Source organism: Trinickia sp. EG282A, assembly GCF_040965455.1.
Classification (GTDB): Bacteria; Pseudomonadota; Gammaproteobacteria; order Burkholderiales; family Burkholderiaceae; genus Trinickia; species Trinickia symbiotica.
Genome location: NZ_JBFRCC010000003.1, coordinates 190,240 through 208,823 on the forward strand (window position 1 = coordinate 190,240; position 18,584 = coordinate 208,823).

At 59.9% G+C, this 18,584-nt stretch carries 17 protein-coding genes, 1 tRNA gene and 1 pseudogene; 9 read left to right on the plus strand and 10 right to left on the minus strand.

The window, feature by feature from the left end; all coding sequences use genetic code 11:
• The first annotated feature begins 671 nt into the window (after positions 1–671).
• Complete coding sequence (locus tag AB4Y31_RS15325) at positions 672–1,406, plus strand: Crp/Fnr family transcriptional regulator (RefSeq protein WP_368674639.1); 735 nt, start codon at positions 672–674, stop codon at positions 1,404–1,406.
• 56 nt (positions 1,407–1,462) lie between these two features.
• Here AB4Y31_RS15325 and rpiA read toward each other — a convergent pair whose 3' ends face one another.
• From rpiA to rnr, 3 genes are read right to left on the minus strand one after another with little or no spacing between them, the layout of a single operon-like run.
• A complete protein-coding gene (gene rpiA, locus AB4Y31_RS15330) occupies positions 1,463–2,155 on the minus strand; it encodes a ribose-5-phosphate isomerase RpiA (RefSeq protein ID WP_368674640.1) in 693 nt (230 codons plus the stop codon).
• Positions 2,156–2,172: 17 nt separating this feature from the next.
• Positions 2,173–2,922: a 23S rRNA (guanosine(2251)-2'-O)-methyltransferase RlmB gene (gene rlmB, locus AB4Y31_RS15335; RefSeq protein WP_018442075.1), complete on the minus strand. Its 750-nt coding sequence runs from the start codon at positions 2,920–2,922 to the stop codon at positions 2,173–2,175.
• Positions 2,923–2,924: 2 nt separating this feature from the next.
• Complete coding sequence (gene rnr, locus AB4Y31_RS15340; protein ID WP_368674641.1) at positions 2,925–5,390, minus strand: ribonuclease R; 2,466 nt, start codon at positions 5,388–5,390, stop codon at positions 2,925–2,927.
• A gap of 264 nt (positions 5,391–5,654) precedes the next feature.
• Between rnr and AB4Y31_RS15345 the strand changes: the two genes are divergently transcribed.
• Positions 5,655–5,741: transfer RNA gene (locus tag AB4Y31_RS15345), tRNA-Leu, on the plus strand.
• 154 nt (positions 5,742–5,895) lie between these two features.
• Positions 5,896–6,384 (plus strand): Arm DNA-binding domain-containing protein, encoded by a 489-nt coding sequence (locus AB4Y31_RS15350; protein WP_368674642.1) that lies wholly within the window; start codon positions 5,896–5,898, stop codon positions 6,382–6,384.
• A 328-nt stretch (positions 6,385–6,712) separates the two neighbouring features.
• Here AB4Y31_RS15350 and AB4Y31_RS15355 read toward each other — a convergent pair whose 3' ends face one another.
• Positions 6,713–7,156 (minus strand): SET domain-containing protein, encoded by a 444-nt coding sequence (locus tag AB4Y31_RS15355; RefSeq protein WP_368674643.1) that lies wholly within the window; start codon positions 7,154–7,156, stop codon positions 6,713–6,715.
• A gap of 46 nt (positions 7,157–7,202) precedes the next feature.
• Positions 7,203–7,422, minus strand: a pseudogene (locus AB4Y31_RS15360) (hypothetical protein); the annotation flags it as partial.
• 481 nt (positions 7,423–7,903) lie between these two features.
• Between AB4Y31_RS15360 and AB4Y31_RS15365 the strand changes: the two are divergent.
• From AB4Y31_RS15365 to AB4Y31_RS15385, 5 genes are all read left to right on the plus strand, one after another.
• Entirely contained in the window at positions 7,904–9,343 is a 1,440-nt protein-coding gene (locus AB4Y31_RS15365) for an FAD-dependent oxidoreductase (protein WP_368674644.1), read from the plus strand.
• A gap of 87 nt (positions 9,344–9,430) precedes the next feature.
• Entirely contained in the window at positions 9,431–9,943 is a 513-nt protein-coding gene (locus AB4Y31_RS15370) for a nuclear transport factor 2 family protein (protein WP_368674645.1), read from the plus strand.
• A 118-nt stretch (positions 9,944–10,061) separates the two neighbouring features.
• Entirely contained in the window at positions 10,062–10,565 is a 504-nt protein-coding gene (locus tag AB4Y31_RS15375) for an SRPBCC family protein (protein WP_368674646.1), read from the plus strand.
• Positions 10,566–10,714: 149 nt separating this feature from the next.
• The gene (locus AB4Y31_RS15380) at positions 10,715–11,599 is read left to right on the plus strand and encodes a TIGR03619 family F420-dependent LLM class oxidoreductase (protein ID WP_368674647.1); all 885 of its coding nucleotides are present in this window, start codon (positions 10,715–10,717) and stop codon (positions 11,597–11,599) included.
• A 94-nt stretch (positions 11,600–11,693) separates the two neighbouring features.
• Positions 11,694–12,098, plus strand: a complete 405-nt coding sequence (locus tag AB4Y31_RS15385) for a nuclear transport factor 2 family protein (protein WP_368674648.1) — start codon at positions 11,694–11,696, stop codon at positions 12,096–12,098.
• 333 nt (positions 12,099–12,431) lie between these two features.
• On the opposite strand, the gene AB4Y31_RS15390 is transcribed toward AB4Y31_RS15385, so the two are convergent.
• From AB4Y31_RS15390 to AB4Y31_RS15410, 5 genes are all read right to left on the minus strand, one after another.
• Positions 12,432–12,986 carry a cob(I)yrinic acid a,c-diamide adenosyltransferase gene (locus tag AB4Y31_RS15390; protein WP_368674649.1) on the minus strand — a complete coding sequence of 185 codons (555 nt, stop codon included), beginning with the start codon at positions 12,984–12,986 and terminating at the stop codon, positions 12,432–12,434.
• A gap of 25 nt (positions 12,987–13,011) precedes the next feature.
• Positions 13,012–13,299, minus strand: a complete 288-nt coding sequence (locus AB4Y31_RS15395) for a hypothetical protein (RefSeq protein ID WP_368674650.1) — start codon at positions 13,297–13,299, stop codon at positions 13,012–13,014.
• Between the two features lie 164 nt (positions 13,300–13,463).
• A complete protein-coding gene (locus AB4Y31_RS15400) occupies positions 13,464–14,333 on the minus strand; it encodes an SDR family NAD(P)-dependent oxidoreductase (RefSeq protein WP_368674651.1) in 870 nt (289 codons plus the stop codon).
• A gap of 127 nt (positions 14,334–14,460) precedes the next feature.
• A complete protein-coding gene (locus tag AB4Y31_RS15405; protein WP_368674652.1) occupies positions 14,461–15,372 on the minus strand; it encodes an LLM class flavin-dependent oxidoreductase in 912 nt (303 codons plus the stop codon).
• A gap of 170 nt (positions 15,373–15,542) precedes the next feature.
• Positions 15,543–16,289: an NADPH-dependent F420 reductase gene (locus AB4Y31_RS15410; RefSeq protein ID WP_368674653.1), complete on the minus strand. Its 747-nt coding sequence runs from the start codon at positions 16,287–16,289 to the stop codon at positions 15,543–15,545.
• A gap of 418 nt (positions 16,290–16,707) precedes the next feature.
• On the opposite strand from AB4Y31_RS15410, the gene AB4Y31_RS15415 reads away from it, so the two are divergent.
• Positions 16,708–18,282: a class I adenylate-forming enzyme family protein gene (locus AB4Y31_RS15415; RefSeq protein ID WP_368674654.1), complete on the plus strand. Its 1,575-nt coding sequence runs from the start codon at positions 16,708–16,710 to the stop codon at positions 18,280–18,282.
• Positions 18,283–18,584 lie beyond the last annotated feature (302 nt).

Sequence of the window (18,584 nt, forward strand, 5' to 3'; positions counted from 1 at the left end):
TTTTTACATGCGTGCCGACAAACTACGCCATCAAATGGCGTTTGCTCCCAGTCGTTCGCACGCCGCGATACGTCGCGTTTGAACCGGCCAATCCGCCCCTTCCCCTTGCTGCAGGCGGCTTTCGCGGGTCAAAGAAGAGGTGCTGGCGGGGCATCCAATGTGACCGATGCAACATAACTGAATCAAATTCGCAACGCGGCCGCCCTCCTCTCGGATCGCGCGTCGAGCCCCGGCCAGCGGCTCGTAGAGGGCCGCTCGACACGGGGAAATGCCAATCCCGTCAAGCGCTTAGCTCACCGATCCAAAGCGGTTTGTGAGGACCGCCACCCACCATCGCGATTGTGCAGATTTGAAACAAAAAGGCGGGGGAATCTCAACGCACCGCGCCGCAACATAGCCGCTGCCCTGTCCGGCGCCGTCGTACCGGGGCTTGGCACGATCCTCGCTGAACCTCGCCCGCAACTGAGTGCTGCCGCACAGACGACGTGGCAGCCACGGCCAGGGAGAGGCAAACAACGCCGGAACGGGGGTGGGTACTTCGCGAAGAATCTTGGCTCCTTCGCAAAATAACCCGGAAGTACGAGCCGTTAACCGTTACCGGCCCGAGCAACGATGAGCCGCAAGAGCACGTGCGCTTCGCGCATGACGTGGCATTCATTCGAGGACCGATCATGTTGACACTACAATCCGACCTTCACGGCAACCACCTTCTCGGCGCGCTGCCGCCGCATGAGTGGCAAGCGCTGACCCCGCATCTCGAGCTTGTTCATCTTCGCACCGAACAGCTGCTTTGCGATTGCGGCCATAAGATCCACCACGTCTACTTTCCGACGACAGCGATCATCTCGATTCTGTCGATGATGGAGGATGGGGGCTCGGTCGAGCTTGCCGCGGTGGGCCGCGAAGGCATGGCGGGGGTGCAAGTGTTGACGGGCGGAGAAACGATGCCGAGCCGCGTGCAAGTCCAATGCGCCGGGTTCGCCTACCGCATGAGCGCGCAGCAACTGAAACAAGAAATCGCACGGTCCGACCTGCTGCGACGGCTCATGTTGCTTTATATGCAAGCGCTTCTGACTCAAGTCGCTCAAACGGCGGCATGCAACCGCCATCACTCGTTGAGCAAGCAACTTTGTCGCTGGCTGCTGATCGAGATCGATCGCGCCGCGACGAACGAGCTCGCCGTGACGCAGCAGATGATCGCCGATATGCTCGGCGTGCGGCGAGAAGGCATCACGGAGGCAGCCGGCAAGCTCCACGAGGAAGGGCTCATTTATCACAGCCGCGGCCATATCAAGGTCCTCGACCGCAAAGGGCTCGAATCGCGCGCATGCGAATGCTACGGTCTCGTCAAGCGCGAGTTCGACCGGCTGCTCCCGAGCCTGCGTCAGACGAATACGGTGACCTGAAACCTGGCGCTCTGGGCACGCCAAGACGCACGCATCATTCGCGGATCGGACCGCGCTCAGCCGCGATAGTCGATCGTCTCGACACGCTGGTCCGAAGCGAGCAGACAAAGATCCGCCCCACGCGCGGCGAAAAGCCCCACGGTCACGACGCCTGGCCATCCGTTGATCGTGGCTTCGAGCGCGCGCGGATCGTCGATCCGTAGCTCCTTTACGTCGATGATCTCGTTGCCGTTGTCCGTGACGTACGGGGTGCCGTCCTGCCGCACGCGAAGCACGGGCACGCCGCCTATCGCCAGCACGCGACGGCCGATCGCCGTGCGCGCCATCGGAACGACTTCGATGGGCAACGGAAACCGGCCCAGCATCTCGACGCGCTTCGACGCGTCAGCGACGCAGACGAACACATCGGACACCGACGCGACGATTTTTTCGCGCGTGAGCGCGCCGCCGCCGCCCTTGATCATCGCGCCGCTCGCATCGATTTCGTCCGCGCCGTCGACATAGATCGGCAGCGATTCGATCTCGTTGAGGTCGAACACGCGAATGCCATGCTGCTCGAGCCGTGCCGTCGTGGCCACTGAACTCGACACGGCGCCGCGGTAGCGATCCTTGCGCGCGGCGAGCGCATCGATGAAACAGTTCGCTGTCGAGCCGGTGCCGATGCCGATCACCGAGCCTTCCGGCACATGCGTGTTGACGTAGTCGGCCGCTGCCTGGCCGACGAGGCGCTTCAGTTCGTCTTGATTCATGGGAAACAGTTCATCGATCAGGGAAGTGGCTTGGCCGCCCTCTGCCGAACGGCCTCGAACAGACAGACGCCGCTTGCCACGGAGACGTTGAGGCTTTCGACCGTGCCAGCCATCGGGATGTGCATGACCTCGTCGCACGTCTCGCGAGTCAAGCGCCGCATGCCCTCGCCTTCGGCGCCCATGACGAGGGCGACAGGACCATCGAGCTTCGTCGCGTAGAGACCGGCCGGGGCATCGCCTGCCGTGCCGACGACCCATACCCCGGCATCCTTCAGCTCGCGCAACGCGCGTGCGAGATTCGTGACCGTAATATAGGGCACCGTATCGGCGGCGCCGCTCGCGACCTTGGCCGCTGTCGCATTGAGCCCGACGGCGCGATCGCGCGGCGCGATGACCGCATGCGCGCCCGCGGCGTCGGCCACGCGCAGACATGCGCCGAGGTTGTGCGGATCGGTCACGCCGTCGAGCACGAGCAAAAGCGCGGGACCTTCAATGCCGTCGAGCAATTCCGCCAGGTTCTGCGCAAGCGGCAGATCGGTCGCGCGAGCGACGACGCCTTGATGGCGCTCCGTATGCGCGAGCCCCCAAAGCCTTGTTTCGTCGGCCGCGATCAGGCGAACGCCCGCTTCTTTCGCGGTATGCAGGAAGTCCTGCATGCGACGATCGCGCCGTGTGGCGTCGTAAAGAACTTCCTCGACCGTCGATGGATCGTGACGCAAGCGTGCCGTCACGGCATGAAACCCGTAGAGAACTTTGAGACGTGCCATATTCAGTTTTTCTTGCGCGCGCGTGCCTTGGCAGCCGGCTTCGGCGCCACGCCCCGTTTTTTCGCGGCCTGCACCCGCGCCGCCCGCGCTTCGTTGACCGCCGCCGACTTGCCTGGCGCAGCCTTCTTGCGCCGCACGCTTTCGTCGTTCGTCAGCGAGCGCACGCGAGGACCGATGTCGGTGGTCTCGCCAACCGAGCGCTCGACGAGCGCCGGGCGGGCCGCGATCGCCGACTTCATCGGCGTATCGCGCACGAGACGGAAATCGATCTTGCGCGCGTCGAGATCGACGCGGCTCACCTGCACGCGCACGCGATCGGATAGCCGATAGCGAATACCGGTGCGTTCGCCGCGGAGCTCGTTCTTGATTTCGTCGTACTGAAAGTAGTCCGATCCGAGCTCGGTGACGTGAACGAGGCCTTCGATGAAGAGCGCGTCTAGCTGAACGAAAATGCCGAACGACGTGACGCCGTTGATCATCCCGCCATATTCCTCGCCGAGCTTGTCACGCATGAAGTAGCACTTGAGCCACGTTTCGACGTCGCGCGAGGCTTCGTCGGCACGCCGCTCATTCGCCGAGCAATGGAGCCCGAGCTCTTCCCAGATCGCCGTATTCGTGCGGCCGTTCGGACGCGCCGTTTGCTCGTCGGCTTGCTGCAACGCGCGTGCGCGCGGCGAAAGCGCCGTATTCAATATGACGCCTTCGGGCGCGCGCGGTTGATATTTGCGGCCCGAAAGAATCGCGTAGATCGCGCGATGCGTGAGCAAATCCGGATAGCGCCGAATCGGACTCGTGAAATGCGCATAGGCGTCGTACGCGAGGCCGAAGTGGCCGATGTTGTCCGGACTGTAGACGGCCTGCTGCATCGAGCGCAGCAGCATCGTCTGCAGCATCTGCGCATCGGGACGGTCGCGAATCTGCGCCATCAGCGCCGCGTAGTCGCTCGCATGAGGCGTGTCACCGCCGCCGAGCGTGAGGCCCATGCCACGCAGGAACGTCCGCAGATTCTCGAGCTTTTCGGCCGTCGGGCCCGCGTGGACGCGATAAAGACCGGGGTGCTTGTTGCGTTTCAAGAAGTCGGCCGCACAGACGTTCGCGGCCAGCATGCACTCCTCGATCAGCTTGTGCGCATCGTTGCGCTGGCGCGGCAGGATCTGCTCGATCTTGCCCTGCGCATTGCAGACGATGTACGTTTCCGTCGTGTCGAAGTCGATCGCGCCGCGCTTTTGCCGCGCGGCGAAGAGCGCCTTGAAGACAGCGTAAAGATCCTGTAGTTGCGGCACGAGCGCGGCGCGCCGGCCGGCCTCCGGCCCCTTCGTATTGGAGAGGATCGCGGCGACTTCGGTGTAGGTAAGCCGAGCCGCCGAGTGCATCACGCCCGGATAGAACTGATAACCCTTGATCTCGCCGCGCCCTGTAATGACCATGTCGCAGACGAGCACGCAGCGATCCACTTGCGGATTGAGCGAGCACAGGCCGTTGGATAGCTTCTCCGGCAGCATGGGAATGACGCGGCGCGGAAAGTAGACCGAGGTGCTGCGCTCGATCGCATCGATGTCGAGCGCCGTTTCCGGTTGCACGTAATGCGAGACGTCCGCGATCGCGACGATGAGACGGAAACCGTCGACGCGGCCGACCTTCATCGGCTCGCAGTAGACGGCATCGTCGAAGTCGCGCGCGTCCTCGCCATCGATCGTGACGAGCGGCACGTCGCGCAGGTCGACTCGATGGCGCAGGTCGGCCAGCCGCACCTCGTCCGGCAGCTTGGCCGACTCAGCTAGCGCGTCCGGACTGAACTCGTGCGGCACGCCGTATTTTCGCACGGCGATCTCGATCTCCATGCCCGGGTCGTCGATGTCACCGAGCACCTCGATCACGCGGCCGAGCGGCTGCGAATGGCGGCTCGGGAAGTCGGTCAACTCCGCGACGACGACCTGCCCTACCTTCGCCTTCTTGACGTTTTGCGTGACGAGGATATCGTGCGCGATCCGCTTGTCTTCCGGTGCGACGATGAGCGCACCGCTCTCGCTGAGCAGCCGTCCGATCACGCGCTTGTTCGCGCGCTCGGTCACTTCGACGACGTGGCCTTCGGGACGTCCGCGCCGATCGTAGCCGACGATCCGCGCGAGCACGCGGTCGTTGTGCATGACCTTTTGCATCTCGGCGTTCGGCAGGAAGAGATCGTCCTGCCCGTCGTCGCGCACGACAAAGCCGTAGCCGTCGCGATGGCCCTGCACGCGACCCGCCACGAAGTTCGACGGGTGAGTCAGCTGATAGTAGCCGCGCTTGTCGAGACGGATCTGGCCGTCGCGCTCCATGGCGCCGAGACGTTTGAAGAAGCCTTCGCGCTCCTGGCGCTTGATCGACAGACTCTCGGCGATGTCGTTTGCGGTAACCGGCGTGTCGCTGGTGCGCAGCACGCCGAGAATCTCTTCGCGGCTCGGGATCGGGTACGGATATTTGCTCAAGGGCGCTGATCGATATTGGTGGTTTGTTCTTGTCTCGGTGGTTCAGACATGGCAATCCGCGCAATTCTAGCACTGGGGAAAGGACGGACGGACGCGGGTTTAGGCGGGCCGCAACGTATGGGGTGGCGCCCACGCGCTCGCGGGCGCTGAGGCTCGAACGCGGCGCATGGGACGGTGCCCGGAGCCGCTCGCCGTTCGCCCGACGAATCGCTTGACAGCAATTACCAGGCCGATATAATGACGGTCTTTGCTGCACGACACCTTGCCCAGGTGGCGGAATTGGTAGACGCACTAGGTTCAGGTCCTAGCGGTGGCAACACCGTGGAGGTTCGAGTCCTCTTCTGGGCACCACAAGGCTGTTTAGAGAAGTCCAGAAGACCCCGTAAATCATTGAATTTGCGGGGTTTTTTGTTTATTGCTGTCTAAGCGGGAATACGGCAAGCCACGTGCTGGTGAGTACGTTTTTGAGTACATTGAAAGTTCAAGATCAAGAAATGTACTCACCATGCCTCTCACCGTCGGCGAAGTCGAAGCAGCCCGGCCTCAGCCAAAGCCCTACGATGTCGCCGATGGCGACGGTTTGGTTCTCAGGATCACGCCGGAGGGCAACAAGTTCTGGCATTTCCGCTATCGCCTGCACGGCAAGCAGCCGCGTATCTTGTTGGGACGCTACCCCGACGTCACGCTCCAGAAAGCGAGGCAGCAGGCAGCGGCATACCGGCCCCTTGTTGCCGACGGCGCCGATCCGCGCGCAAAACGACGGATAGACCGACAGCGAGCGGATAGCAGCGACGACGGCACGTTTAAGGTAGCCGCGGAGCTCTGCTACAAGAGCAAACTGGATGCGGGTCGGTCCGCCTCGACGCTCGATAAGATCCGGACGTACCTCGACAACGACATTCTGCCCGAGCTCGGTTCGATCGAGCTGGTCAACATCACGCGCGCAGACTGCGCACACGCGTCCAGGAACGTTTCGAAAAGCGCGACGCCCTGAACGTATCGAAGAAGGCCCGCGGCTGGCTGCGCGAGATCTTCAGTCAGGCGATCGCGCGCGGCAAGTGCGAATTCAATCCCGCGTCCGAACTGAAGGTCATCCTGAAAGCCGCCCCGAAGGCGAAGCACTACCCTCACCTCCTCGAACCAGAACTGCCCGATTTTCTGCGGGCGCTCGTGAAGTCGACGAGTCGTTTGATCGCCTATGTCCAGCCTGGATGACGAGCTGGACAGCAAGCCGCCCCGGAATGGTCCGATATGCCGAGTCGACCGAGGTCGATCTCAACGACTACAAGCGCGACGACCACGGGAGTGCTGCGCCTGCCGTCTCACGACCCGACAGCCAGCATCGTGCCGCGGCATCCCAGCGCGTTGCATCGGCACACATAGCTCAATCTTGTTTCTTCGTCCGCCGGATCGTCAACAGTCAACTGGTAATCCAGAAACAGTTCCTCGCCCGGCGCGATCGCCAGCGATGCGTAGATGAACACACGGTCCTCGATCTCAATTGCCTCGCAGTTGGCATGGCATGAGTGATTCAGCCAGCGTGCGCTATTTCCCCCTCGCCCGCCGTCGATCACGCGTCCGTCGGACAAGCCGAAGAAATACGTGTGGCCAGTAGCACCACTCTTCCGGTGTTGCCTGATGGCTGTCCTCCAGGCGATGACCTCGCCCTTGTACTCGAATAACTGTTCGCCAGGCTCAACTGCCCGCAACGCGAACACGCCGCGCCCGTGCACAGGCGAGCGCCGAACCACCACACGTCGCTGCATGGGCTGCCCGTCCTCCTTTTTTGTCGTCGCAGTATAGGGCGGCAAATTAAAGCCTAGGAGTATTTCTTAAGTACTTGGCCATGTTCCATACCGCGATCACCGTCATCAACGAGACCGGCCAGAAATGGGTAGATCGGTAGCGGCACCGGCGCCACAAGCCAGATGATCGCCCCCAACGGGATCACGCCGAACATCAGCAGGTGCGTTGCGTGGTGGTAACGCGTTGCGGACTCGTGCCCGCCCCGCATACGCCTCGCGTTAGCGGCGCGCCAACTCGTGATCGGCCGGACTAAATTCCCGGCCCACTCCAGCCTTTTTACATCTATAGTATCGATACATACCGTATGCAAGTATTGACGTTATCGTCGGTCGACATGTACTCTGCTGGCAGTTTCCGATTCAAAGGGGGATGATCGATGTAGCTTTCCCTTGAATTCTCGGTAAACCCCGATTTGATTGTCTCGATATCGTATGCTAGCATACTTAATGTTATCATCGAAACCATCAGCGGTCGACATGTACCGTGCTGGCAGTTCTCAGGTGCATGAAGACGAAGACGCCCAACGTCGTTTTCCTGTAGAGAGGCAAACCATATGCGGAAGTCTCGGAGAGGCCACGCCGAGGTGCTGGGTACCGTCGACGCGTCAGTCGACCAGATTTTGGAGTTGCTGACTGACTGGGCGGCTTCTGACCGCGGCGGTCGGCGCGGCGCCAAAGGGGCGCGAAGCCAAATTGGAAAGGTGTGGGATGGACTATGACGTCATCGTCGTGGGCGGAGGTGGCGCGGGCCTCTCAGCGGCTATCGCGGCGGCCAAGGCGGGCGCCTCTGTAATGCTGGTCGAGGCGGACACCAAACTGGGGGGAGCAACCGCTCTGTCCAGCGGTGTGGTTTATGCTGCTGGAACTGCCCCGCAGCGCGCGGCAGGTATTGAAGACACGCCGGAGGCGATGTTCAACCACTTGATGAGCCTTAACCAGTGGTCCATCCGGCCGGCCCTGGCCCGTATCTTGGCCTACGAAGGCGCCTCCATCATCGATTGGCTGATCGAGCTGGGTAATGAGTTCCCACCGCACCTCATCGTGGAATCCGGGGTCGGCGGCTGTCCGCGTGGGCATCAGTCCATCAACAGCGGTTATGGCATTGTCCAGTCCCTGATCAACCACGCGGGCCCTCTTGGCGTCGAGGTCGCTCTGGGCTCGCGTGTCGGCGGACTACTCGTGGAAGACAGGGCCGTTGTCGGCATTCGCGTGGAGGGAACCGAACTGCGCGCCTCGAGCGTCGTAATCACCACCGGTGGATTCGGGAACAGTCCGCAAATGATCGAACGTTTGTGGCCAACGGCCGCTGCGCACGGCGAGCGTGTCTTCTCCATCTACCACGAGGTGCCTTTCAATGTGGGGGACGGCATCAAGATCGCCGAGGATGTTGGCGCGCGGATCACCGGCATCGACAACGGCCTGTTGACACCCAACTCTGCTCTGGCGCCATATGACTTAGAGGCTTTCTTTCCCGAGTGGGCGATGGTGGTGAATCGCTACGGGCAACGCTTTGCGCCGGAGGACGCCTCTTATGCGATCTCCGGCTATCTGATCAACGACCAGCCCGGCATGCACTGCTTTGTCATCTTCGACGACGCAGCCTTTCGCGAGGCTTGCGCGGAAGACATCGTGGTCAAGCACTACGTGAACGATCCGGGTCCGGCAGGCTGGAGGGTCAGCGTGATCCGTCGCAAAATTCAGGAAGGGCGGGTGAAGACGGCCGACACGCTTGAGGAGCTAGCTCAGCGAGCAGACATCAACGCGCCCGGTCTGATTGCGACGGTCGAGCGCTACAACCAGTTTGCCGATGCCGGAAAGGACGAGGATTTCCTCAAGTCGACCAGCAAGTTTTATCCGATCCGCAAAGGTCCCTTCTATGCCGTGAAGATGCGCGCTTCCACGATCACGTCCTGCCATGCCGGCCTCGACATCGACAATGACGGCCGCGTGCTCGACCGAAGCGGGACAGCCATCCGGGGCCTATACGCGGCCGGCGAGGTGTTGGGGTGTACTCTGGGCCGACGGTATGTCGGCGGCGGCATCGGCGTGGCGAACGCCCTTACCTTTGGTCGTCTGGCTGGCGCCTCGGCGGCGAAAGATGCCGACGGTCTGCGCGGCGCAGCAGAACGGCCGATTCCGGAGTCGTAGGAAATTCAGTTGCGAATACCTAGCCCGGGGTCCGTGTGCAGTTCGCCCGCCCCCCCCGACGCTCTACAACAGTTGGAGAATCGCACGATGACGCTCGACGAGTTTACTGCGCTGCATGAGATCAGCCAGACCAAATACCGCTACCTGCGTGCAGTCGATACCCAGAATTGGGAGTTGCTTCGCAGCTGCTTCACCGATGATGCAAGCGTTTGGTACAACCAAGGAAAGTTCACCGCAGAGGGCCCCGACAATATCATCGCGAGGCTCAAGGCTTGGTTCCTTCCGGTCGTCTACAGCAGTCACATCGCGCTGCAGCCGGAGATCGAGCTGACCGGTCCGGACACCGCCAAGGGTACTTGGCGGCTGCAAGATATCGTTCACTTCAAGGGTCCCGTACCTGACCCGGTGAGGAACCTGACCGGTGGCGAGGAAATCACCGGCGCCGGCTATTACTACGACGACTACCGCTGTGTGAACGGCCAATGGAAGATCGCGCGCACAGGCTATGTCCGCTTGTTCGAGCAAATCGCCCGCCGTGCCGGCCGTGGCGACGTGGAAGTTAAAGGCGTCGACGAACGCGGCGTCATAAAAGCGGCTTAGCGGCGGCTTATCTTCGAGACCGGTGACGCGCGGCGGCACCATGGAAATTGTCAGTGCCTGCTAAGCCGCCCTACTCGATCGAGCCACCGTTTGACAATCAGATCTTGAGGGGTTTCCGATGAGCAAAGTGCAGAGGGGAAAAGCTGACTTCGAGGGCGAGGTTTCCGCGAACATCGACGATGTCTGGGACTTGCTGCTCGACTGGGCCAATCTCGATTGGCTTCTCAACGATGTGACCGAGGAGGGAATGGAGCTCGGTAAAGTCCATCTCGAGGGCGAAAAGAACGCACAGTTTCGTGTTCGCGTAATGACTCGCTCCAACGTGGAGGGAAGCGGCCTCCCGCTGGTGAACCGCGAAGTTCTGCTGCGTGAAGACCGAACGGCCTACAGGTTCTATTACGATTGCGTGGACGGCTTCCTGCACGGCATCAGGAACTACATCGCCAATTGGGCTCTCGATCCGCTTCCAAATAATCGTTGCCATATCAAAGTCGAAGCGAATTTCGACGTGATGGAGACCGGCGATATCGACAAGCTTCGTTCAACGCTCGTAGCAGTCTACGACTCCATGATCCGAGGTCTCAATGTGCATTTCGAAAAGCAGTATGCGCAGCGGATGTGATAAACAAATGAATCAACGGTGACTTTCAAGCATATCGCTTGGTGAGTCTGTCGGCGTTCCACCGGCACCGAGCTTCGCACTTGGCGTGACGCGAGTCGGGGCGACCATTCTATTCAAGCCGGATTCTCAAGGCGAACAAGGAGATAACATTGCGCTTCAATCTATCAGTCACTCACGGCGATTATGAAGATTGGCCGGTTATGGCCGTTGCAGCGGAAAACGCCGGCTTCGACATCTTTTCCATACCGGATAGCATTTTCTACCCGGAAGAAACCGACTCTACGTATCCCTACAACGAAACCAAGGTCATTAGAGATTACATCAAAAATACGCCGTTCGTAGAAACCTTTGTTGTCCTTGCCTGGCTTGCTGGTCAAACGAGCCGAATAAAGCTATTTTCGAACGTCCTGAAGACCGCGTCTCGCCAGCCGATCCTTCTAGCCAAGCAGATTGCGTCTCTCGCTGTGATTTCAAACAACCGCTACATCTATGGAGCTGGCATCGGGCCTTGGGCGGAAGACTATGTCTATAACAACCTTCCGTGGGAAGCGCGGGGGGAATTATTGGATGAATCGATTGAGATATTGCGCGGCCTTATGACTGGTGAGGTCTTCTCCTATGAAGGCAAACACAACAAATTTGGTCCGATCAGAATCAATCCTACGCCCACTCTGCCCGTTCCGGTTGTGATCGGAGGTCATTCCAAGCCCGCTTTGCGGCGAGCGGCTCGGATCGGCGATGGCTGGACAGCCGTCAATATGAAGTTCGACATGATGAAGGAAACTGTCGAAACGCTGACCAGCCTTCGGCGCGAGTACGGAAAAGAAGGCGGCGACTTTCAAATCCATGCGCGGGAGTCGGATTTCCAAACGGGCGGGCAAGGAAGCGTGGACCTCGATCACTTTCGTCGACTAGAAGAAATTGGGGTCACGGACTACGGGGTGGTGCTCTTACCCTCTTCCCGACTTTCGATTGACGAAAAGCTCGACGCGATAAATCGCTTCGGCAACGACGTGATCGCGAAGCTCCGCTAGCCGTCGCAAGAACGTCGAGACATAAATCAATAACCGATGGTCGGCCCGCCAAGCCTCGTTTCGCGGGTGGTCTTGTTCAAAGGAGGATGTGAGCGTGTCGGTCGAACAGCAAAATATCCAGATTGTTAAAGCCGCTTACGCGGCCAACGCGCGCGGAGACCGCCAGGGCTTCACGGCCAGCTTCACGGCCGAGACTGAGATCCACGAGGCTGCTTCTCTGCCGTATGGAGGCGTCCATAAGGGTATCGACAGTTTTTCAAGGCTCATGGGTCTGGTGAAGGAGCATTTTTCCAACCCGAAATTCACCCAGCACAAAATGATTGCCGATGGCGACGACGTGATCTTGGTGGGGGAACTCACCATCACCGGCAGAAAATCGGGGAAGACAATCTCGTTTCGGATGGTCGAGATATGGACGATCGTCGATGGGAAAACGCGAAAGTTGGAAGTGATCTACGGCGACACTGCCGCTGCCCTTCGGGCAGCCGACCTTATCTGAACACGACAGCGGCTTAGGAGCAAGTCATCCAGTTCTTCGCCTACCCGCCGATAGTACGCAAAGTCATCTACACACGACGGCTGAAGTTGACAAGCCTCAGGTTCACTCGCCGACTCTTAGTCATCAAGCGCCGCATATAATCGATTTCTCGCGGCAGCAGCGCATGTAACCACTCCAGCCATCTTCGCAACTCCGGTCCGCTCGGTGCATGCTTTCAGTTCGATTGCGAATACTCCGACCACTCGCGCTGGTCGGCAGCACGACGATATGCAGCATCGCCCCGAAATAAGGCACCATCGCGGATCTGCCCGACACCGACCCAATCGCCTATGCTCAGCCAGCCACCCGCTGATGATGCCACAGCACGTCGCTGCCTCCGTCCGTGCGATTTAGCACACGCGCCAGTACAAAGAGCAGATCCGACAGACGGTTCACATACTGACGCGGCGCCGCGTTAATTTGTTCGATGTTCCCGAGCGCCACGATCGAACGCTCGGCTCGACGACATACCGTTCGGCACACATGCGCAAGCGCTGCTGGCCGAGAACCTGCCGGTAGAATGAATTCTTGTAGCGGGGGAATGGTGGCGTTGTACTGCAACAGCCACCGGTCGATCCGCGCCAGGTGCTCATCCGATATCATGGCGTGACCTGGTATGCACAGCTCACCGCCCAGATCGAAAAGGTCGTGTTGAACGGCAATGAGAGCCTTCCGTACGTCATCGGGCATACCCTCGCATAGCAAAATGCCAATGTGCGAGTTAAGTTCGTCAACTTCTCCAATCGCCGCGATTCGTGCATTGTCCTTACGAACTCGGTTACCGTCACCCAGCCCGGTAGTCCCGTCGTCACCTGTGCGCGTCGCAATTTTGCTGAGACGGTTACCCATATCGTCCTCGTCAGGCAATTCCCATTCACAAAGAATCTGCCGGTTTAAAAACTAAAATCGTTTTCAAGGCCGTCGAAAACGACTGACTAAGCGAAGCATCGTTACATTTCGTCACTGCGACCTCACAGTATCTGACGCGATCCAGCGTAAAGGCTGCCCCAACCTCCGCAGCGATCAAAAACCGGATAACGGCAAGGCGGCAATGACCAAAGGCAATACTCCGATCCAACAGCTTTAATGCTGCAGTCCGAGCCGCAGCACCTGCCTCAGGCGCGCAGCCGGAAACCATTCCAACCTTGATCTCGCGCTTCATATCGCGCACGTGCTGTCTCGACATGAGAATGTCCGCCAATTCCGCCGCGCGGGGGGCTGTTCGTCGCGCAATTAGTAAGATTCAACAACACATCTCGCCATCAGCCGCGAGTGCATGTGCGCTACTCCCGGTAACTTGGATAGCGACATTCAATGCAAGACGCGCTAGGCCGACTTCCCCATGGATCGCAAATCCTCCTCGGCCTGCACCTTCGCTCTCTGGAGGTAATCCATGATCTTTTCTTTCGGCACAGCGGGTCGGAAGACCGAGAGGCCGCCATCCACCGCAAGCTGCGCCCCAGTCACAAACCTGGCCTCGTCTGAACCGAGGTAGGTCGCCGCATAGGCGATATCCTGGGGTTTGCCGGCTCTTGGCAGCGGCTGCGAACCCGCCATCATTTCGTCGAGATGCACCGGCATGGCATCGGCCACCTCCCTGCTCGCCCCGACAAGCTGCCCCCACATCGACGTCGCAAAGGGGCCAGGAACGATCGCATTCACTCGGACTTTGCTGCTGGCGAGTTCAAAAGCGGCCCAGCGCGCCAAGTAAAGCACGGCGCCTTTGCAAACAACGTACAGCACGCTTGCAGCTGGCGAGAAGTTCTCCGCGGCAGCAGACGAAACCAGTATCACGGAGCCCCCGCCACGCCGTTGCATCGGGCCGACTGCGTGCTTTATGCACATCACGTGGCTGCGCAAAAGATTCGCCTGTCCGTCGTCCCAATCCTCAACCGTCATGTCGGCGATCTTTTGCTTGTGATCCACCGAGGCCGCTGCATGAACGACGACATCAAGACCGCCGAACTTCTCCTCTGCCATCGCCATCGTCCGGGCAATGTCCTCTTCGTTGCGGATGTCGCAGGCGTTGAAACAGACCGTCCCAGGAAAGCGCCGCTCTAACTGCGCACCCTTCTCCGCCTGGATATCTGCAACGATGATCTTGGCGCCCTCGGACACATACATCTCCACAACGCCGTAAGCTATCCCCGACGCGCCTCCCGTAATAACCGCAACCTTTCCAGACAAACGTCCCATTCTTATTACCTCCTGGTCGAGGCATAACGTTGCAGGCGTCATGTCTCCAGGCAGAAATCCAAGCAGCCGAGACCGATGGAATCGCCTTTGGTGAATGTCGATGTTGTAAACGGTAAGACGGCTGCCCCTACTGCGTCTTATGAAGAATTGCGGAAAGCGCCTCAATACCGTCCCACTCCCCGATGATGACGGGCGGCTTCCCTGTTATGCGTTGAGTTTCGTCTTCGCGAACTACGTTGAGGACCACCCGGTCCGCGCCGGCCGTTCCGAACTCCTCAACTCGTGCAAGGATGTCGGAAGGGCTTCCCCAAGCAGTGAGGGAATCGATGAGTCGATCACTTCCTCCCTCGCTCCAATCACTCGCTTCAAAGCCGGCCTTCTCAAACGCGGCCTGATAATACGGAAGCGCGAGGTACATCGATAGATATGTGCGGGCAATTGTTCGGGCCTCGTTCGCATCCGAACTCATCACGCACATAATCTGGGAGGTGATGTTCAGGCCAGACCCGACACGTTCGCGCGCTTCCTTGATCACGGCGGTGGGCATCATCCATGTGACCATGCCCTGAGCATGCTTGGTTGCAAGTTTTTGCAAACCCGGCGCGTGGGCCGCGATGTACAAGGGCGCCATCAGCTCCGGCTTGGCGGAAATGAGTTTGACCTCCGCCATCTCTTCAAGATATGCGGTCATCTTCGGCAGTGGTGCCACCCACTCGCCCTTGCGCTTGCCTATCACAATCGGGTTCGAGGCGCCGAGGCCCATGATGAATCGGCCAGGGTAAAACTCGGACAAGGTTTGAAGTGCTTGCACAGCTCCGGTCGGATCGCGGCCATAGACGGTTGCAACCCCTGTCGCGACCTTCAATGTGTGGGTTTGCGAAAGCATGAATCCGCACGCAAGGAACGGTTCACGCCCGAACGAGTCGAGCAACCAAACGCTTTCGAAACCCAGTCGCTCTATCTTCTTAACCAAATCGGAAAGCTTTTCAGCCGGTAATTGGTGAGTCGTGCGATCAAGAGTAAGGCCGATCAATGGCATGGGAACTCCGTTCAGAATTTTGCCTAGGTGCGCAATGCACGCTCGAGAAAACGAGCTGCTTCCATTTGCCTCAGATCAGGTCAGCGCCAAATCGGAATTCGCTGTCGGGAGCGTCCAACCGTCGGACCAAACATGCAGCGCCGTGCCTCATGAGGGCGTGTGACGAGTGATCACATAAACAACGCACGATTGAGGCGGACGAGGTATGCGGCATCCGGGTTCGTTGCGACTCCCTCAATCCGCTCCATGACCGCGGCGAACGACAGGTCGCGGCGCTTGGGCAATCTCGCTACTTCCGCGGTGGCCAGCGCGGCAGGCATCTCCTCGCGCGAGAGATCCGTGCAATAGCACGGCGCACCGGGCTGCTGTCGCCACGATTGCGCAAGGGTGCCGGCATCGAATCCGTCGAACCCCGTGTCCTCCACGAGCGCGATTCCGACCTTGCGGTCCGCGTCGCTGTCGGCGGCAACCGGGATAGCGATACGTCCGGGACTCCCCGCAGGTTTGTCCTTCTTCGCGAAAGAGTCGGAACCGATGGCGTTCCACGCCTTGACGACCGGACGGCCCAACCGCTCCGCAACCCAAAGGCTCTCCACCTGGCCGGATTCGATGGGGCCAATGTTGCCATCTCGCGCCGGATAGTAGTTCGACGTGTCAATGACTACTGTTTCCGCCGAAACGGTGGCGATAACCGGCGCGATGTCGGGAATGCGGATTAGGGGAATCGAGAGGATCAAGACGTCGACATCGGTCACAGCTTCGGCAGACAGGACCGGGCGCGCCCCGAAGGCCAGCACGTCGGCCCCGATACTGTCCGGGCCGCGCGAGTTTGCAACCTTCACGTCGTGCCCCGCTGCGCTCAACCTTTGGACTAGCGTCTTCCCGATGTGGCCCGTGCCGATAATGCCGATTTTCATGAGTTCGATCTCCTAGTAGCCTGGATCTTTCGGTCGCGTGGCGGGCGGCGAAATATGCACTGCCGTGCTTCGAGCAGCACCGTCAACATGGTATGCAACAATACCATATATACTCAGTACGATCATGTCAATCGATCTCAACCCGACTCGCGCGAGCGCACCACACGAGGCGATGGTCGTTTTTCGCCCGGCAACCGCACGCCCCCATGTATAGGTGGTGGTAGTACAGCTGACCACATGGCTGCGCCGAGCAGCGCATGCAGGGCGAGCCCAAATCCCGGAACGGATCCGACATGAAACGTCATGCCCTCAGCATCGTTCCGCCGAATCAACACTTAATTATTGTATCCAACCATACCTTGTTGTACATTACCAAGTGCAATCTGGCGCATCGAACAAGATACGGAGACACCCTCATATGATCGGCGAGCCCGAGCTGGATTTACTGCCCTGGTCGATCGGCGACCTGCTGCGCACTGCGAGCCGGCAGCGGCCTGAACTAACGGCTCTAATCGTCCCGGCATCCACGCAAGGGCGAGAGGAACAGCGCTGGACGTATAGCGAACTACAGGCCGAGGCCGAACGAGCAGCTGCCGCGCTCCTCGTCCACTTCGCCCCTGGCGACCGTGTCGCCACTTGGGCGGGCGCAAGTTCCAACTTGCTGATGTTGCACCTAGGTGCTGCTCTGGCCGGCATCGTTCTTGTCACACTAAATCCGGCATGCCGCGGCCAAGAATTGAAGTATCTCCTCGAGCAGGCCGAGGTGCGCGGCATCTTTCTTGAGCGCGCATTCCGAAAGATGGACAACGTCGCTGTGCTGGAAGCAGTACGGCCAGAACTCCCCAAACTCGAATCGGTGTTCTATCTTGACGCCTGGTCGAGTTTCGTGGCGAGCGCAGCCGACGCGTCACCATTGCTTCCGACGGTGCAGCCCGAAGCGCCTGCATTGATTATTTTCACTTCTGGCACAACGGGAAAACCAAAGGGCGCCGTCCTCAGCCATGCGGGTGTCGTGAACAACGCCCGGTTTACGCAAGCGCGCATGGGCATGGCCGAGGGCTCCGCCTGGCTCACGGTGATGCCAATGTTCCATGTCGGCGGAAGTGTGACCATGACGCTCGGTTGCATGGCAAGCCTCGGAACACAGGTACTCTTGCCCGAGTTTAATCCCGAAGCGATGCTCGATGCGCTCGAGCGTTACCGCGTCCGAATGACAATGGCTGTGCCGACGATGATTCTCGCCGCGATAGAAAGCGAGCAGTTCGATCGGACCGACCTCTCGCAGCTGGAGCTGTTGATCACCGGCGGCACCGTCGTCGTCCCCGAATTGATCCGCTTGATACATGAACGCTTTGGCTGCGAACCGATGGTCGTGTTCGGCCAGACCGAAGCCGGCGGCGCGATGTGCCTTTCGCGCCGGGGCGACGGCATTGAACTGTTGACGCAGAGCGTCGGCGCCCCCCTGTCGATGTCTGAAGTGAAAATCATCGGGCTCGACGGTGCTGCAGTGCCGGTCGGGCAGCCGGGCGAGATCTGCGTGAAGACGCCCTGTCGCATGCTGGAATACTTTCGTATGCCGGAAAAAACGCGGGAGGCAATCGATGCGGATGGCTGGGTGCATACAGGCGACGTCGGCATCCTGCTCCCGAATGGCTACGTTCAAATAACAGGCCGTCTAAAGGACATGATCATCCGTGGCGGCGAAAACATTTACCCTCGCGAGATCGAGGACTTGCTGGCACAACATCCGGCAGTGCTGCAGTCGGCCGTCTTTGGCGTGCCCGATGAAAGATGGGGCGAACAGGTAGCCGCCGCGGTTGTTCTCAAGCAAGGGCACAACTGCGATGCGGACGCGCTCAGCGCATTTCTGGATGGCCGCATCGCACGCCATAAGGTACCGCGGGTGTGGCGCTTCCTCGACGCGATGCCGGTCACCGCCACAGGCAAGGTGCAAAAGTTCGTCCTGCGCGACCTGGTAAAGGCCCAAGCATGATGAGCGACCGGTCTAGTTGTGCATTGCTGCTCCATCGGCACTCCGGAGACCAGCGGCCCCCCTATCGCTCTGGCTGCTTCGCCCGATGAGAAGGTAGGACTGAACAGCCGAGCGTGAGCAGCACTGATACAGCGAAACTCGCGGGCCAAAATCACATTGTACGTCTACGTATCGTATGCTACCGTATCACGTATGGACAATCGAGTTGTCTTCTGCGACAGGGCAGGGTCATCCGCCCAACGGAGATTCGACGGTGCCGGGTTTTGATCTGACTGCCGGGGATCGCAATCTGGGCAACGTGC

Excerpts from the sequence above, each read along its gene's own strand:
- AB4Y31_RS15365 (WP_368674644.1), top strand. The coding sequence starts at position 7,904 with ATGGACTATGACGTCATCGTCGTGGGCGGAGGTGGCGCGGGCCTCTCA.
- rpiA (WP_368674640.1), bottom strand. The coding sequence starts at position 2,155 with ATGAATCAAGACGAACTGAAGCGCCTCGTCGGCCAGGCAGCGGCCGAC.
- AB4Y31_RS15370 (WP_368674645.1), top strand. The coding sequence starts at position 9,431 with ATGACGCTCGACGAGTTTACTGCGCTGCATGAGATCAGCCAGACCAAA.
- AB4Y31_RS15375 (WP_368674646.1), top strand. The coding sequence starts at position 10,062 with ATGAGCAAAGTGCAGAGGGGAAAAGCTGACTTCGAGGGCGAGGTTTCC.
- AB4Y31_RS15390 (WP_368674649.1), bottom strand. The coding sequence starts at position 12,986 with ATGGGTAACCGTCTCAGCAAAATTGCGACGCGCACAGGTGACGACGGG.
- AB4Y31_RS15355 (WP_368674643.1), bottom strand. The coding sequence starts at position 7,156 with ATGCAGCGACGTGTGGTGGTTCGGCGCTCGCCTGTGCACGGGCGCGGC.
- AB4Y31_RS15405 (WP_368674652.1), bottom strand. The coding sequence starts at position 15,372 with ATGCCATTGATCGGCCTTACTCTTGATCGCACGACTCACCAATTACCG.
- AB4Y31_RS15410 (WP_368674653.1), bottom strand. The coding sequence starts at position 16,289 with ATGAAAATCGGCATTATCGGCACGGGCCACATCGGGAAGACGCTAGTC.
- AB4Y31_RS15350 (WP_368674642.1), top strand. The coding sequence starts at position 5,896 with ATGCCTCTCACCGTCGGCGAAGTCGAAGCAGCCCGGCCTCAGCCAAAG.
- AB4Y31_RS15415 (WP_368674654.1), top strand. The coding sequence starts at position 16,708 with ATGATCGGCGAGCCCGAGCTGGATTTACTGCCCTGGTCGATCGGCGAC.
- AB4Y31_RS15395 (WP_368674650.1), bottom strand. The coding sequence starts at position 13,299 with ATGAAGCGCGAGATCAAGGTTGGAATGGTTTCCGGCTGCGCGCCTGAG.
- AB4Y31_RS15325 (WP_368674639.1), top strand. The coding sequence starts at position 672 with ATGTTGACACTACAATCCGACCTTCACGGCAACCACCTTCTCGGCGCG.
- rlmB (WP_018442075.1), bottom strand. The coding sequence starts at position 2,922 with ATGGCACGTCTCAAAGTTCTCTACGGGTTTCATGCCGTGACGGCACGC.
- AB4Y31_RS15400 (WP_368674651.1), bottom strand. The coding sequence starts at position 14,333 with ATGGGACGTTTGTCTGGAAAGGTTGCGGTTATTACGGGAGGCGCGTCG.